Annotated in this window: 12 protein-coding genes and 1 riboswitch; of the genes, 9 read left to right on the top strand and 3 right to left on the bottom strand. The window is 39.8% G+C overall.

What is annotated here, in order from left to right; translation table 11 throughout:
- Window positions 1-31 precede the first annotated feature (31 nt).
- A riboswitch (PreQ1 riboswitch) is annotated at window positions 32-74 on the bottom strand.
- Between the two features lie 238 nt (window positions 75-312).
- The 8 genes from AC1DVK_RS21445 (at window position 313) to AC1DVK_RS21480 (ending at window position 8,977) form a co-directional block, all read left to right on the top strand.
- The gene (locus AC1DVK_RS21445) at window positions 313-1,941 is read left to right on the top strand and encodes a methyl-accepting chemotaxis protein (RefSeq protein WP_477627334.1); all 1,629 of its coding nucleotides are present in this window, start codon (window positions 313-315) and stop codon (window positions 1,939-1,941) included.
- 491 nt (window positions 1,942-2,432) lie between these two features.
- Window positions 2,433-2,645: a hypothetical protein gene (locus AC1DVK_RS21450; protein WP_089364740.1), complete on the top strand. Its 213-nt coding sequence runs from the start codon at window positions 2,433-2,435 to the stop codon at window positions 2,643-2,645.
- Window positions 2,646-3,436: 791 nt separating this feature from the next.
- Window positions 3,437-4,618 carry a poly-gamma-glutamate synthase PgsB gene (gene pgsB, locus AC1DVK_RS21455; RefSeq protein ID WP_410863503.1) on the top strand — a complete coding sequence of 394 codons (1,182 nt, stop codon included), beginning with the start codon at window positions 3,437-3,439 and terminating at the stop codon, window positions 4,616-4,618.
- Between the two features lie 15 nt (window positions 4,619-4,633).
- The gene (pgsC, locus tag AC1DVK_RS21460) at window positions 4,634-5,083 is read left to right on the top strand and encodes a poly-gamma-glutamate biosynthesis protein PgsC (protein WP_061464491.1); all 450 of its coding nucleotides are present in this window, start codon (window positions 4,634-4,636) and stop codon (window positions 5,081-5,083) included.
- 10 nt (window positions 5,084-5,093) lie between these two features.
- A complete protein-coding gene (locus tag AC1DVK_RS21465; protein ID WP_477627335.1) occupies window positions 5,094-6,395 on the top strand; it encodes a CapA family protein in 1,302 nt (433 codons plus the stop codon).
- Between the two features lie 66 nt (window positions 6,396-6,461).
- Complete coding sequence (locus AC1DVK_RS21470; RefSeq protein WP_410863506.1) at window positions 6,462-8,045, top strand: gamma-glutamyltransferase family protein; 1,584 nt, start codon at window positions 6,462-6,464, stop codon at window positions 8,043-8,045.
- A 68-nt stretch (window positions 8,046-8,113) separates the two neighbouring features.
- On the top strand, window positions 8,114-8,263 hold the full coding sequence (locus tag AC1DVK_RS21475) for a CapE family protein (RefSeq protein WP_167555997.1): 150 nt from the start codon (window positions 8,114-8,116) through the stop codon (window positions 8,261-8,263).
- A 90-nt stretch (window positions 8,264-8,353) separates the two neighbouring features.
- Window positions 8,354-8,977 (top strand): poly-gamma-glutamate hydrolase family protein, encoded by a 624-nt coding sequence (locus AC1DVK_RS21480; protein ID WP_477627336.1) that lies wholly within the window; start codon window positions 8,354-8,356, stop codon window positions 8,975-8,977.
- Window positions 8,978-9,040: 63 nt separating this feature from the next.
- On the opposite strand, the gene AC1DVK_RS21485 is transcribed toward AC1DVK_RS21480, so the two are convergent.
- Complete coding sequence (locus AC1DVK_RS21485) at window positions 9,041-10,243, bottom strand: C40 family peptidase (protein ID WP_477627337.1); 1,203 nt, start codon at window positions 10,241-10,243, stop codon at window positions 9,041-9,043.
- A 452-nt stretch (window positions 10,244-10,695) separates the two neighbouring features.
- Between AC1DVK_RS21485 and AC1DVK_RS21490 the strand changes: the two genes are divergently transcribed.
- Window positions 10,696-10,986: a HesB/IscA family protein gene (locus tag AC1DVK_RS21490; RefSeq protein WP_410863510.1), complete on the top strand. Its 291-nt coding sequence runs from the start codon at window positions 10,696-10,698 to the stop codon at window positions 10,984-10,986.
- 55 nt (window positions 10,987-11,041) lie between these two features.
- On the opposite strand, the gene AC1DVK_RS21495 is transcribed toward AC1DVK_RS21490, so the two are convergent.
- Both AC1DVK_RS21495 and AC1DVK_RS21500 read right to left on the bottom strand, forming a co-directional pair.
- A complete protein-coding gene (locus AC1DVK_RS21495; RefSeq protein WP_477627338.1) occupies window positions 11,042-11,707 on the bottom strand; it encodes a DUF2642 domain-containing protein in 666 nt (221 codons plus the stop codon).
- Window positions 11,708-11,731: 24 nt separating this feature from the next.
- Window positions 11,732-13,087: an arsenic transporter gene (locus tag AC1DVK_RS21500; RefSeq protein WP_318685305.1), complete on the bottom strand. Its 1,356-nt coding sequence runs from the start codon at window positions 13,085-13,087 to the stop codon at window positions 11,732-11,734.
- Between the last annotated feature and the right edge of the window lie 424 nt (window positions 13,088-13,511).

Consider the following 13,511-nt stretch of genomic DNA (forward strand, 5'->3'; position numbering starts at 1 on the left):
AAAAAACAGCACCCTAAGAAAAGAGCACTGTTTCTCCTTAGTTTTTTTGAGAGGGTAGCTAGAACCTCTTCCGCCATAACGCGGAATATTATATTTTTCCAAGTCAATAGTAACTTGAAAACGAGAAGAAATCAAGATGTTTGGATTATGGAAAATCACACCTAACGGAGAACTTGGTTATCTTCTCATCTGCTTAAATAACCCATTATTTATCCGATAAAAAAAGAGGGAATAAAATATCGATAAAGGGGTTCATTAATTTGAAAAGTATTAAAGGAAAGATATTGGCAGCATTTTTCACTCATCATATCTTTGTGTATCATCTTAGGAGCATTTAATATTTATAGCAGCAATAAGTCACTTGTACATTCCAAAGATATCATTAGCCAAAAATTGCCGATTCTAATTGATGAAGAACAACTACTCAATAATGTTGCACAAAGAAGCGCACTCGCAAGAGGCTATATTCTATATGGCGACGAAAGTAATAAAGAGAAGTTCTTAAAATATACCGAAGAAAGCAAAGTCATTCAGGAGGATCTATTAGCCTTAAGTGATTCTGAAAAAACGAAGGAATTGATTGAGAAAAGCGTGGATTGGAGAACGATTATTATAGACCGCGTATTTACACAATATGATCAAGGAAATGAAGAACGTGCTATAGAAATACTAAAGGATGAAGTTGCACCAATAAGCAATGAATTGATGGATGGGTTTAGAGAGCTAGCTTCCGAACGCGAAAAAACGATTGTCGATTTAGGTGAAACCGTCATCGCAAGCGGGAAATCGGTTAAGTCTACAAGTATCATCATATCCATTGCGGCAGTCCTTATCGGCCTTGTGCTTGCACTTGTGACTGCAAACCTCATTACCACCCCCCTCCTTAAAGTCAGGGACAGGATGAAAATGGTTGCTGACGGAAAACTGAATCATGAGCCACTGGAGCAAAAGTCAAATGATGAAATGGGTGAATTAACGGTATCCGCCAACCAAATGCAGAAAAACCTTCGTGATACGATCGAAAAAATGCTGGTTGTATCCGAATCCGTTTCCAACCAAAGCGAGGATCTGACTCAATCAGCAAATGAAGTGCAACAGGGCAGCAAACAGATTGCGGCTACCATGTACGAACTTTCGGAAGGCTCGGACTCACAAGCCAACCGGGCAGCTGAAATGGTCCGCATGATGGATGATTTCACCGGCAAGATCGAGCAGGCCCATCTTGAAGGAATGGAAGTATCTCAAAGTTCGACCGAGATCCTATCCTTGACCAAGGAGGGCACCACTTTAATGCGCAGTTCGGTCCAACAAATGCAAATGATTGACGGAATTGTCAAAAATGCCGTCGGGCAAGTGAAAAGGCTCGATTCTCAATCACAGGAAATCTCACAGCTTGTGCAGGTCATCAAAGATATATCCAATCAAACCAACCTATTGGCGCTGAATGCAGCCATAGAAGCTGCACGCGCTGGTGAACATGGCAAGGGCTTCGCCGTCGTCGCAGCTGAAGTGCGGAAACTCGCTGAAGGGGTCACACAATCCGTTGGGGATATCACCGATATTGTCACCGCTATTCAAACAGATTCAAAAACGGTCGTCCACTCCCTGGAAGATGGTTATACACAGGTGGATGAAGGCACGAAACAGATTACGCTCACCGGCCAAACCTTTGAAACAATCAATCACTCTGTCGGGAATATGGGAATGAAAATACAGCATATTACAGCTGAATTGAACTATATCTCCAAAAATAGTAAAGAAATCAATCAGGCCATCGAAGATATCGCAGCCGTAACTGAAGAGTCCGCGGCAGGAATCGAACAAGTTTCTGCCTCCGCTCAACAATCCAGCTCTTCGATGGATGAAGTCACGAATCATGCCTGTGAACTCGCATCTTCCGCTGAACTGCTAACCGAACAGGTCAAGAAATTCCAATTATGATACTAGAAAATTTCCCGTCACTTGAACGCGGGAAATTTTCTTTTTCTCCCCTTCATGGTAATTGTTTCGTTTTCGTGTATTTGGGGTATAAAAGACTATACGCATTAATCATCATGAAAAGTTAATAATCATGAAAAGAAAAATCTATCAAAAGGGTTGGAAGTGAATATTTTCTTTTGTTTTCAGAATATTTAGTGTATAATGAATTTATTAGGAATATTCTTACTGAAATACTTCTCACTTCCAATACCCACTTACTGGAAATCACCAGTACAAGAACTCACTTGATCCAGCATTTCATTTCAACCCAATGCACGGGCCCTTATACTCAGTAAGGTTCATTGCACGCTTTCTTGCAAACCAAACAATTCACAACTTTTTTCACACAAAAAGCATAATTTTCACTCCAAAATTGTAAAAAAAGGTTAAATTTCACCAACAATGTGTTACTATTAAACCAAGACCTTTTAACCCCATAAGGAGGAATTCATATGAAACGTTTTTTCAAATTCATGGCAGATTTTAACGAAAGAAAAGCACTAGATCGGAAAAACAACAAATTCTTTCGCAAAGAATACGAAAATTATATGAAGATGAATTCTGAAAATCAAGGTAGGAGGAGATTAGCTCCTAGACTTTATGTGATTGAAGGCGGTAAAAAAGGCCCCAACATTGAAATTTCTGACAGAAAAAAATCCAGTTAACCTGATTCCTTCAAAAAATAAGCTACTAATGTTGTAGTTTATACCCTACAAACGTCGCATTCTCCATGATAAACGGAGATTCATTACCCAAATCATTCTTTTAAAATATAAAAGCCGAAAGCTCAGATATACTTCTGAGCTTTTTTTATTTTTCTTTTTTCTATTAACACTATATTAATAGAAGTAACTAGGTATTTTTTAAATAAATTGGATTAACCTTAGTTTATTTCATGTTTTAGGTAAAAGTCACAATATAGGCCCACGGGTATTTTTCTAGAAAAATACCCAAAACTTACAAAAAAAGAGATGTGTTCTTTTACTCATCTTTGGTCATATTCATAAAAGTCCGACTACATGTGTCTATAGATGCACCATCTTACATTGAATGACAAATACGTAAATATTGTAACGTTTAGGTCAAATTAATGGGTATAAACAATCAATAAATTGTAATAAACCTCACTTTTAATAACAATTCATTATCCAAATACAGATATTAAGAATCGGGTTCAAATGCCTATAAAACTATTTTAATTGTATTCATAATGGCCATTTATTAAACTTTCCATATTTTAGTGTAAATAAATCAAGGTTTTACTCGACTTTCTCCATATCTTTGGACTCATAAAACATTTTATTCCATTAGATACTATTACACTCCTATATACATTTTTTGCAAAAAGCTGACAACTGTTATATTACGATAGAATAATTGGCTCTTGCCTATTAAGTTTAAAATCATGTAGTGTGTATTCAGTAAATCAAATATTTAAAAAAAGAGAGGTTAAAAAATGGCACCAATATTTATTTGTGCGATCTTTTTACTTGGCTATGGCATCTTCGAACAAAGACGCCATCAGAAGCGTCTCGATTCCATTCCGGTACGTGTGAATGTAAACGGTATTCGAGGCAAATCGACTGTAACACGTCTAATAACAGGTGTGATCCAGGAAGCTAAGTACAAAACAGTAGGTAAAACAACCGGAACATCAGCTAGAATGATCTACTGGTTTACCGACAAAGAAAAACCGATTAAACGCCGCCCAGAGGGACCGAACATTGGAGAACAACGGCGTGTAGTTAAAGAAGTAGCAGATTTAGGAACGGAAGCACTTGTTTGTGAATGTATGGCCGTACAGCCTGACTATCAATTAATCTTCCAAAATAAAATGATCCAAGCAAACATTGGGGTCATCGTGAATGTATTAGAAGACCATATGGATGTCATGGGACCGACAATGGATGAGGTTGCAGAAGCCTTTACAGCTACAATCCCTTATAATGGTCACTTGATTACCATTGAAAGTGAATATTTGGACTTCTTCAAGAAAATTGCCAAAGAACGCAACTCAAAAGTGATCGTTGCAGATAATTCAAGAATCTCTGAAGACTTCTTGCGCGAATTCGATTATATGGTATTTCCGGATAACGCATCACTGGCTTTGGCTGTTGCAGAAGCTTTAGGCATTGATGAAAAAACAGCTTTTCGCGGCATGTTAAATGCGCATCCAGATCCAGGGGCCATGCGGATCACCAGATTTGGAGATCCAGTCAAGCCAACTTTCTTTGTCAATGGCTTTGCTGCAAACGACGCGGCATCGACGCTGAACATCTGGGATCGTGTCAAAACGTTCGGATACAGCTCAGAACCTCCTATCGTCATCATGAACTGCCGTGCTGACCGTGTGGACCGTACAGAGCAGTTTGCAAGAGATGTATTGCCTTACATTAAATCTGAAATCGTCATTGCCATTGGTGAAACTACATCACCAATAACAAAGGTATTCGAGCAAGGTAATTTGGATACAAAAGAATATTGGGATTTGGAAAACTGGTCAACTGAAGAAATCGTGGCCCGTCTCCGCCCATTGATGAAAAATCGCATCGTCTACGGTGTCGGGAATATTCACGGCGCAGCGGAACCATTAATTGAAGCATTCATGAAATCTAAAACAAAGCAGAAAGCAAGTTAAGTAGGAGGAACCTTAATGTTTGGATCGGATTTATATGTAGCACTAGTACTGGGAGTAACGCTTAGCCTTATATTTTCAGAAAAAACGGGTGTCGTACCCGCAGGACTTATTGTGCCAGGTTATTTGGCATTAGTATTTGATCAATGGGAAATCATGCTGGTCATCTTGGTCATTAGTGTAGTAACTTATTTAATCGTCACTCACGGCCTTTCAAGATGGGTGATTTTATATGGAAGAAGAAAATTCGCAGCCATGATGGTGACCGGGATTTGCCTGAAACTCCTATTGGACATGGTCTACCCCGTCATGCCATTTGAAATATTCGAGTTTCGGGGAATCGGTATAATCGTACCCGGATTGATAGCGAATACCATTCAAAGACAAGGAATGCCATTGACACTTGGCAGCACGCTTTTATTATCCGGCTTAACTTTCGGTTTAATGAACGTGTACTACCTATTCTGAGGTGCAAAAAATGAAACGGACTTTAAATGCAAAAGAAAAAACACTTATCTTTATTAAACGTACGAAGAAACAGAATCTTAAATACACTGGAATCATACTACCTATATTACTAATCGCTTTAGTCATTACCACTTGGATGGGACGGGCTGAAGAAGTGAAAACACCTGCTTCAAAAACTGATCAACCATTGACGATGACAATGGTCGGTGATGTGATGATGGGACGTTATGTTGAAGAAGTGACGGAAAAGCACGGGTATGATTACCTCTTCCGTTATATGAAACCCTATTTTGCCGAATCAGACTATGTCAGTGGGAATTATGAACATCCCGTTTTAAAAGAAGAGGCATCCAACTACAAGGAAGCAGACACGGCCATCAGGTTAAACTCCAATAATAGTGGTGTGAAAGCCGTTAAAGATGCTGGCTTCTCTGTGATGAATTTGGCCAATAACCATATGATGGACTTCGAAGAACGAGGACTGCTTGACACGATTGATGAATTCAAAACTGCAGATATGAACTATGTCGGTGTTGGATCGAACACTGCCGAAGCTAAAAATAGCATCGACTATGCGGATGTTAATGGCGTCCGTGTCGCAACACTTGGCTTTACAGATGTTTACGGTAAGGATGCCGTGCCAAAAAGTAATAAAGCCGGGATATTGAACACCAACCCTGATTTATTATTTGAAATGATTGAAAAAGCAAAGGATGCCAAGCAAGGCAACGCAGACTTGGTTGTGGTGAATGTTCACTGGGGAATAGAGTATTCAACATCTACAACCGCTCGTCAAACAGAATTGGCTAAAGCAATAATCGATGCGGGAGCTGATATCATCATCGGCCATCACCCCCATGTGCTTCAATCGTTTGATGTTTATAAAGATGGAGTCATTTTCTATAGCTTAGGAAACTTCATATTCGATCAAGGCTGGACACGCACGAAAGATTCAGCAATGGTTCAATACCATTTAGCGAAAGACGGAAAAGCTACGGTCGATGTCGTTCCACTGCAAATTGAAGAAGCAACACCAAGGCCAGCTACCTCTTCAATCGACAAATCACGTGTTTACCGTCAGTTGACTAAGGAAACAAGTGAAAAAGCCCAATGGTCGAAAAAAGAGGATCACATCGAGATTACATTGGATCACAAGAAAGTAATCGACCATAAAGTTCAACGTGAGCAAGAAGAAAAGGCAGCGAAAGAAAAGAAAGCTGCACAAGAAGAAAAAGCAGCAAAAGAAAAGAAAGCTGCACAAGAGAAACAAGAAGTAAAAGCTACACCACAGAACATACAACCCATTCAGTAAGGAACGATTGGATACTATGTGAAAAGTGAAACAACTTGGAAGCTCAACGAACAGGGGGAATAATCGATGATTAATCGTATGACGGGAAAAGTATTCATTTCCCTTTGCATGCTCATATATTTAGCTGGATGTTCGAAGACACCCCCTATTTCTGACACGAATGATCCGATAAAGAGTAAAACGGAACAATCATATGGGGTCAGTTCTTCAAACCCAATCGCAATAGATGTCGGGATGGAAATATTGGATAACGGCGGAACAGCGGCGGATGCCGCAATTGCGGTATCCTATGTATTAGGTGTAGTCGAACCTTTTGGATCTGGCGTGGGTGGCGGCGGCGGTATGCTGATTACCCCTGGATCCGGAGACCCCAATTTTATCGATTATCGTGAATCCTCTCCGGAAGATCCAAGTTCAAGACACAATGCGGGGATTCCTGGCTTAGTGGCCGGCATGCAGGTTATAAGCGATAAGTACGGGAGCGTACCAATGGCAGATCTTCTTCAGCCGGCGATAGATTTGGCTGAAGGAGGTTTTAAAGTGGACGCAACGTTATCATCACGCTTAGAAGCAGCTCAGCCAAGGGTCTATTCCGATAACACTTCACTTTTTTATCCTGATGGTGATGCCATTGAACCAGGCAAAACCCTCATCCAAAAAAGACTTGCTAAAACATTGAAGAAGATTCAACAGGAAGGTCCTGATGGTTTTTATAAAGGGAAAATTGCACGGGATATTAAAAGAAAAACAGACATCGACTTGATGGATTTAAAGCGCTATGAGGTGAAAGAACGTACCCCGGTCCAAGGAACATTTGCCGGTTATGACGTTTATACAGCCCCTCCTCCCTTTTCCGGGATTACAGTTCTTGAAATGTTAAAGCTCGCCGAGGAAACCAACCTGGGCGAGTCTTCAAGCAAATCAGATTATATGAAAATCCTGGGTGGCATCACAAATACCGCTTATCAAGATCGATCAGCACATACTGGTGATGGAATAAGTCACTCTAAGGCTGAACAATTGCTCTCCCCCATTCACTTGAATAATCTTAAAAATAAGATCAATAGTGGAAGTTGGAAAAATGAGGAATCGTTTGGTTCCGAAGAACATGAAAGCACGACACATTTTGTGATCATGGACAAATATGGCACTGTCGTTTCCACAACAAATACACTCAGTAACTTTTTCGGATCTGGTGACTATACGAATGGCTTTTTCCTTAACGATCAATTGAAAAATTTCCGGGCCGGCCTGAATTCTCAAGAGGCATATAAACGGTCAAGAACTTTCACCGCACCAACCATTCTTAAGAAACCAGGGAAGGAATCGATTGGGATCGGCTCACCCGGCGGTGATAGGATTCCTCAAGTATTGATGCAGGTCCTTTATTCATATACAGAGAATGAAGGCTCATTTCAGGATATCATCGACCGTAATCGGTTCGTCTTTGATAGAAAGAAAATTTATACGGAATCCAGGCTTTCGAATGAAATAATATCCGACTTAGAAAATTCAGGATACGAAGTCATTCAGAAGATTTCACCCATGTATTATGGCGGGGTTCAAGTACTCGTTAAAAACGAGAAAGACGGACGACTATCCGGAGCTGGAGATAAAAGAAGACATGGAAGCTGGAAAGCGCGGCAATAAAAATGCTTATCCAGCTTCTCCTTTCAAATACCATATGAACTTTAGTAATGCATAAGGGGACTTAGAATATGAATATCGTAAAAAAAATAACAAGCTGGGTTATACCTGTAGTTCTTATAGCAGCCCTGCTTGTGACCAGTAATATGTTCAAACGCACGGAAACTTTAACACCCGATGAGCAAAAGAAAATAGAACAATATACGACTATCGAAAAATAAAAAAAAAGCTGGGGCATCCCCGCTTTTTTTTTTATTTTTGCTTTCAACGGGTATAGAATATAAATAGGCTACAGATACGGGAGGATAACCATGAAAAGCTATACTGATTTTGCTGAACTGCAGCAAAATGAACACGAATACCTCGATTACCGCATCATCGTTCATCATAGGATACCTGATATTGCAGTCTTAGCCATACATGGCGGGAATATCGAACCAGGCACTAGCGAGATTGCTGCCGCCCTTGGAGAAAGGCTTTGTGCAAGCACATATCTATTCGAAGGTCTTAAACCAAGAGGAAACCAGGTACTTCATATAACATCCAAGTTATTCAATGAACCGATCGGCGTTTCAATGGCAGCGAACGCACAGACCATCCTTTCCATCCATGGCCACTACGACGTTCATAACGCGCTGGTGTACATTGGAGGACGGAATGAACCCTATAAGAACTTGATTCAACATTCACTCAATGAAGCTGGATTTCAAACTGAAGACGCACCGCAGCACCTTTCAGGCATGAATGGAAACAACATTACCAACACATCCAAAACGGGTGCAGGCGTGCAATTGGAGCTTTCGACGAAGCTTAGAAAAAGCTTATTCAAAGGTAATGACTTTACCAGTAAAAACAGGGTAAAGCCCTTGGATCTTTTTAATCGGTTCGTTCGTGCCCTTKAAAAAGCGACTCTGGAATATAAACAGGTTGAATGATCTTCCCTATCGTCTTTTTTAAAAGAGGCTACCAGCAACACTCAAGCAGGCTTCCTATTCTTCTTAGTTCATAAGGCCTTTAACTTGACCGAAACTTTCGAACTTCTCGGCAAAATAAGCTGATGAAAGGTTGGAAATATGAACGCCTGCGTTTTCCGTTGTATGGAGAAAACGGCCATCCCCTAGGTAAATGCCTACATGGGTTACACCCAGCCTTGTACCTGTGTCCCTAAAAAATACTAAATCCCCTGCCTTTGGTTCTTCGATTTTGGGCAGCAATGAGTAGTAGTCCGCTGCGGAACCTCGTTTTACTGAAAGGCCCTGCTCTTTCATGACCCAATAGATGAAGCCGCTGCAATCCATTCCGATCATCGGATCCTCCTCCCCAAAAACAAAGGTGAATCCGCGTAGGGTGTATCCATACTTAATTACATCATATGCTTTATCATATGCAGCTTCTTGGTTTACATAAAACGGATACAACGGGTTGCTGTATAGTTGTAGATACTGTCCTTGCATCAACTCATCAGTCGGTAAAGCGTTACGATTTTTAATCGTATTCACGGAAATGCCATAATTTCCCGAAATACTTTTAAGCGTTTCACCATTTCGGACGATATGTTCTCCTTTAGGAGTGTATGTTTTATACTCAATTTGGTATTTTGCAAAATAATTTTCTGTGCTGGATCTAACCTGAACCGTTTCTGCACCATATCCAGAATTGACAAATTGGTTTTCGCCAAGATAAATACCTGCAGTCACAACCTTTAAGCTGTCTTTTTCCAGGAAGAATATAATATCTCCAGTTTTCGGAGTGGCGGTATCCATCCCTTGCTTATAAAAGCCATCTACTGTTAAACGGTCGATCGGCACACTTTGCCGGGAAAGCACCCAATGAATCAGTCCGCTGGAATCAAACCCTTTTTCAGGCGTCTCTTCTCCTGCTGTCTTTTTAAACCCTACAAAGGTTTTCGCATAGTTCGCAATTTGTTTTCCTCTCTCCGACCATTGATAAATGGAAGGAGTATAAGCAGTTTGAATGATCGTCAACTTTTGGCCCACATATAACTGATCATCCGGTAAACCATTCGTTTTCATTAATTGTTCCTTCGATATATCATAAGTCTTGGCAATCGATTTCACCGTTTCATTAGAAATTACAGTATGCACATGATCTGCCGCCTCGACCTTTAAACCAGGTAAAAAAGTGAAACTAACCATGAATACCAATAAAATTACCATATAGCTTAATTTTCCTTTAAACATTTTAACCCTTCCTTTATCTGCTTAAATATTTTAAAATTCACTATTTTCCAAAAACAAAGCAACATTTTCGAATCTTTAGACCTACTTTCAACCAATATGAATATACCTTTATACTCATCGCAATAGTATTATCGGTGAACGACATAAAACTTTTAGCCTATTTTTTTCGCAAAAAATAATCATTTTTTATGGTAGCAATCAATGATGCGATCTAAGATGAATCATTATACCCACACTGAAGTCGCGTTGTAACCGCTTTCAAAATTACCCTTCTTAACAGGGAGGGATTTAATGTATAGTGGAAATGGAGCAATCCAAAGGATTATGGAACAGCGAAATTTATTTATTTGTACGCCAGTGCTCCTTTAACCGTGAAGATCGAACGTTGATAAAGTGGTACATATACCGCTCGCCCTATTTATGAACAGCCTAACGACATTGGAGTGAACATCTTGATAAAACTGACAGGGAAAGCCCGGCAGGCAATTAAAGATAGACAACATAGCTTTGGAGAGGAAACGTATTTGAGGTTTGGTATAAACAGAACTTGCTGTAACCAGATGAATTACTCTTTAAGCTTGGCAAGCTCGAAAAAGGAGCAAGAGGAAATACTTGTTTTACACGATATTAAAATTTTGATTGACCCCTCGGATTCCCATTTTACAGATCAAACTGAAATTGATTACGAAGACGATGGATTTTTAATCAGGAACCCGAATCCGTTGGTATCCCCCATCATCTAGCAGAAGATGAAAATGAGGGGCAAGCATAATTGGCTTTCCCCCCATTTCTATTAATCTAAGGCATATACACGGTTTTAATATGTGAAAGCTTCAAAAACACATCATCCCCACTAGCTGTCGTTAACTCAACCAAGTTGTTTTCAGCCTTTTTAAGCACACCGATTTTCATAGGATCCTCTCCCCCATCAAATACTACAAGCTTTCCTGCATTTTTCTTTAATTGGTCCTCCAAAGAACGAAGCATTGGCACACCTGTCGGGTTTATGGGGAAACTCTCTTTATTGAGGGTGTATGGTGTGGCATGTGGATAATACGGAGTAAGCCATTTAAGGTGGTGCAGCGATACATACATCATTTTATATACAGGCGAGTAGAACCCAAAGTAATCATTGAAAACATTTGTGATATAACCGTGTAAAGGAATATGTCCCGCAACATGGATTTCTGAAAAAACCCCTTTTGCATTCATTAATGTTTTACGATAGGAAATGGACGCCATCTCTTCCATCATGGGGGACTCAATAGGATATTTAATCTCGCTATCAATCTCTGTACTCAGATTGAATCTATGGACATGCAGCATTGGAAAATACAAATACCGCTGTCCATTGAACAACACTAGAATATCCGTGCTCAGATCAGTCAGAATTCCTTTGAAGGTTTTATTTCCTGAGAGTTGAACATCAATCTGTTTACCCAGTAATGCAACAGCATCACTCATTACTATCTCCTCCTAGAGGTTTATTCAGCTAAAAATCATTTGCACCCAATAATACAATAATAGCAGTGTCACCACTGTTGTTATGGGTATGACTATCAGGGATACGCTTAAATAATCTTTCCACTTTATTTTCATTTTGTTTTGTTTCAGGATATGCATCCAGATAAGCGAGGCAAGAGTACCGATGGGCAATAACAATGATCCCATGTCACTACCGATTATATTAGCTAGATAGATAGTTTTTAAGGTGATTGGATCAAGTCCCATTTCCGTTAAGGTAATGGTGCCTATCATTAATGCCGGATGATTGTTGAAGATGTTCGATAGGATCGAAACCAATCCTCCCATGACAAGGCTCGCACTCATTAACCCTTGGTTAACAATCGGTTCGCATATCTCTACAAGTATGGTTGTAAGTCCTACATTATGGAGACCATAAATGATGACATACATGGAGAATGCGAATATCAGGATGTGCCATGGGGTCTTTTTTAAGATATCGACAGGATTTGTCCGTAAATGGTACCATCTCCAGACCAGTAAAGATAAAGAACCAAGTACAGCAACCCACTCAATTGGAATGGAAAAATAAGAAGCTACAAAGAGTAAACAGCGCACCACGAACACATAGAGCAATACTTTCAACATGAACTTTGTGCGTTGCCTTTTTGTTTCAACTGTCATTTTCCCCTTTAAAGGATGGAAATTCTTAGTGAAGAAACTTTCCTCAATGTCATAAGAAATATCCGGTAATTTCTTAGGCAATTTTTTCTTGACCACTACGAACATCAACCATGACATAAAGACCAACCCCAGAGTTGCAGGTACAAACATCATGGCAGTATGCATATAAAGCGTCATATGCACGATTTGCAATGCGATTAAATTAACAATATTACTCACGCCAATAGGCGCACTTGAAGCTGTTGCAATCAATGCCCCACTCAAAAGATACGGGATGGCCTCATGTGGTTTTAATCTAAGATTTTTCAGAAGCAAGATCAAGATGGGGGTCGTAATCATGATGCTGCCGTCATTATTGAATAACAGGGTCATTAAAAAACACAATAATTGAATGTACCAATACAGGCGATACCCCGATCCTCTAGCAAGGCTGGCAAGTCTTGCAGCCGCCCAGTGAAAAAATCCAAAACTTTCCAAGATAACAGCCATGACAATCGTTGCCATGATAGTGATCGATGCGCCCCCGATTTTATTGATAATATCCAAAATATCTCTATGGGATACTATGCCAGTCAGTAAAATAATCACAGCACCGATTGAAGCTGGCCATGCTTCATTTATTCCTCCCGGCCTCCATAATATAACTATCATTGTCATGGCGAACACAAAAATAGTCATTCCAATTTCGAAATGCATGTTGTTCTCCCCTTTTTGGGCCTTGAGCCATTGGACCCTACTTGTCCGATTCCTATATACTATTCACCTTTGTAAAAAAGGCATGGATATATAACCAGTCCCTCCAAATTGTACCTTTGTACTTCTAGTCATTTTGTCCACTAAAGAGAGATGCCCCTTTCCAAGAATCATGGATAGGTGCCTACAGAATGATAGAATGGCGATCCATCGTACCCCAAAAAAAAGGGAAAACCACTTTAGGAGGCTGCTGAAAAACTCACGTTTTTCTAACTAGTACGGTAAATCAAATTAAAAAAAGACGATTCTCATTCGGTACTTGAATGGAAATCGTCTTTTTTTGCTTCTGTTTGTCACTTTTTTAGGCCATTAATTTCAATATTCTTTTCAAGTTAACGGTGAAAATAGCCATTGCTCCTTGTAATTC

It is taken from the genome of Peribacillus sp. P4_B1 (assembly GCF_056402395.1).

Excerpts from the sequence above, each read along its gene's own strand:
- AC1DVK_RS21450 (WP_089364740.1), top strand. The coding sequence starts at position 2,433 with ATGAAACGTTTTTTCAAATTCATGGCAGATTTTAACGAAAGAAAAGCA.
- pgsB (WP_410863503.1), top strand. The coding sequence starts at position 3,437 with ATGGCACCAATATTTATTTGTGCGATCTTTTTACTTGGCTATGGCATC.
- pgsC (WP_061464491.1), top strand. The coding sequence starts at position 4,634 with ATGTTTGGATCGGATTTATATGTAGCACTAGTACTGGGAGTAACGCTT.
- AC1DVK_RS21465 (WP_477627335.1), top strand. The coding sequence starts at position 5,094 with ATGAAACGGACTTTAAATGCAAAAGAAAAAACACTTATCTTTATTAAA.
- AC1DVK_RS21470 (WP_410863506.1), top strand. The coding sequence starts at position 6,462 with ATGATTAATCGTATGACGGGAAAAGTATTCATTTCCCTTTGCATGCTC.
- AC1DVK_RS21475 (WP_167555997.1), top strand. The coding sequence starts at position 8,114 with ATGAATATCGTAAAAAAAATAACAAGCTGGGTTATACCTGTAGTTCTT.
- AC1DVK_RS21485 (WP_477627337.1), bottom strand. The coding sequence starts at position 10,243 with ATGTTTAAAGGAAAATTAAGCTATATGGTAATTTTATTGGTATTCATG.
- AC1DVK_RS21495 (WP_477627338.1), bottom strand. The coding sequence starts at position 11,707 with ATGAGTGATGCTGTTGCATTACTGGGTAAACAGATTGATGTTCAACTC.
- AC1DVK_RS21500 (WP_318685305.1), bottom strand. The coding sequence starts at position 13,087 with ATGCATTTCGAAATTGGAATGACTATTTTTGTGTTCGCCATGACAATG.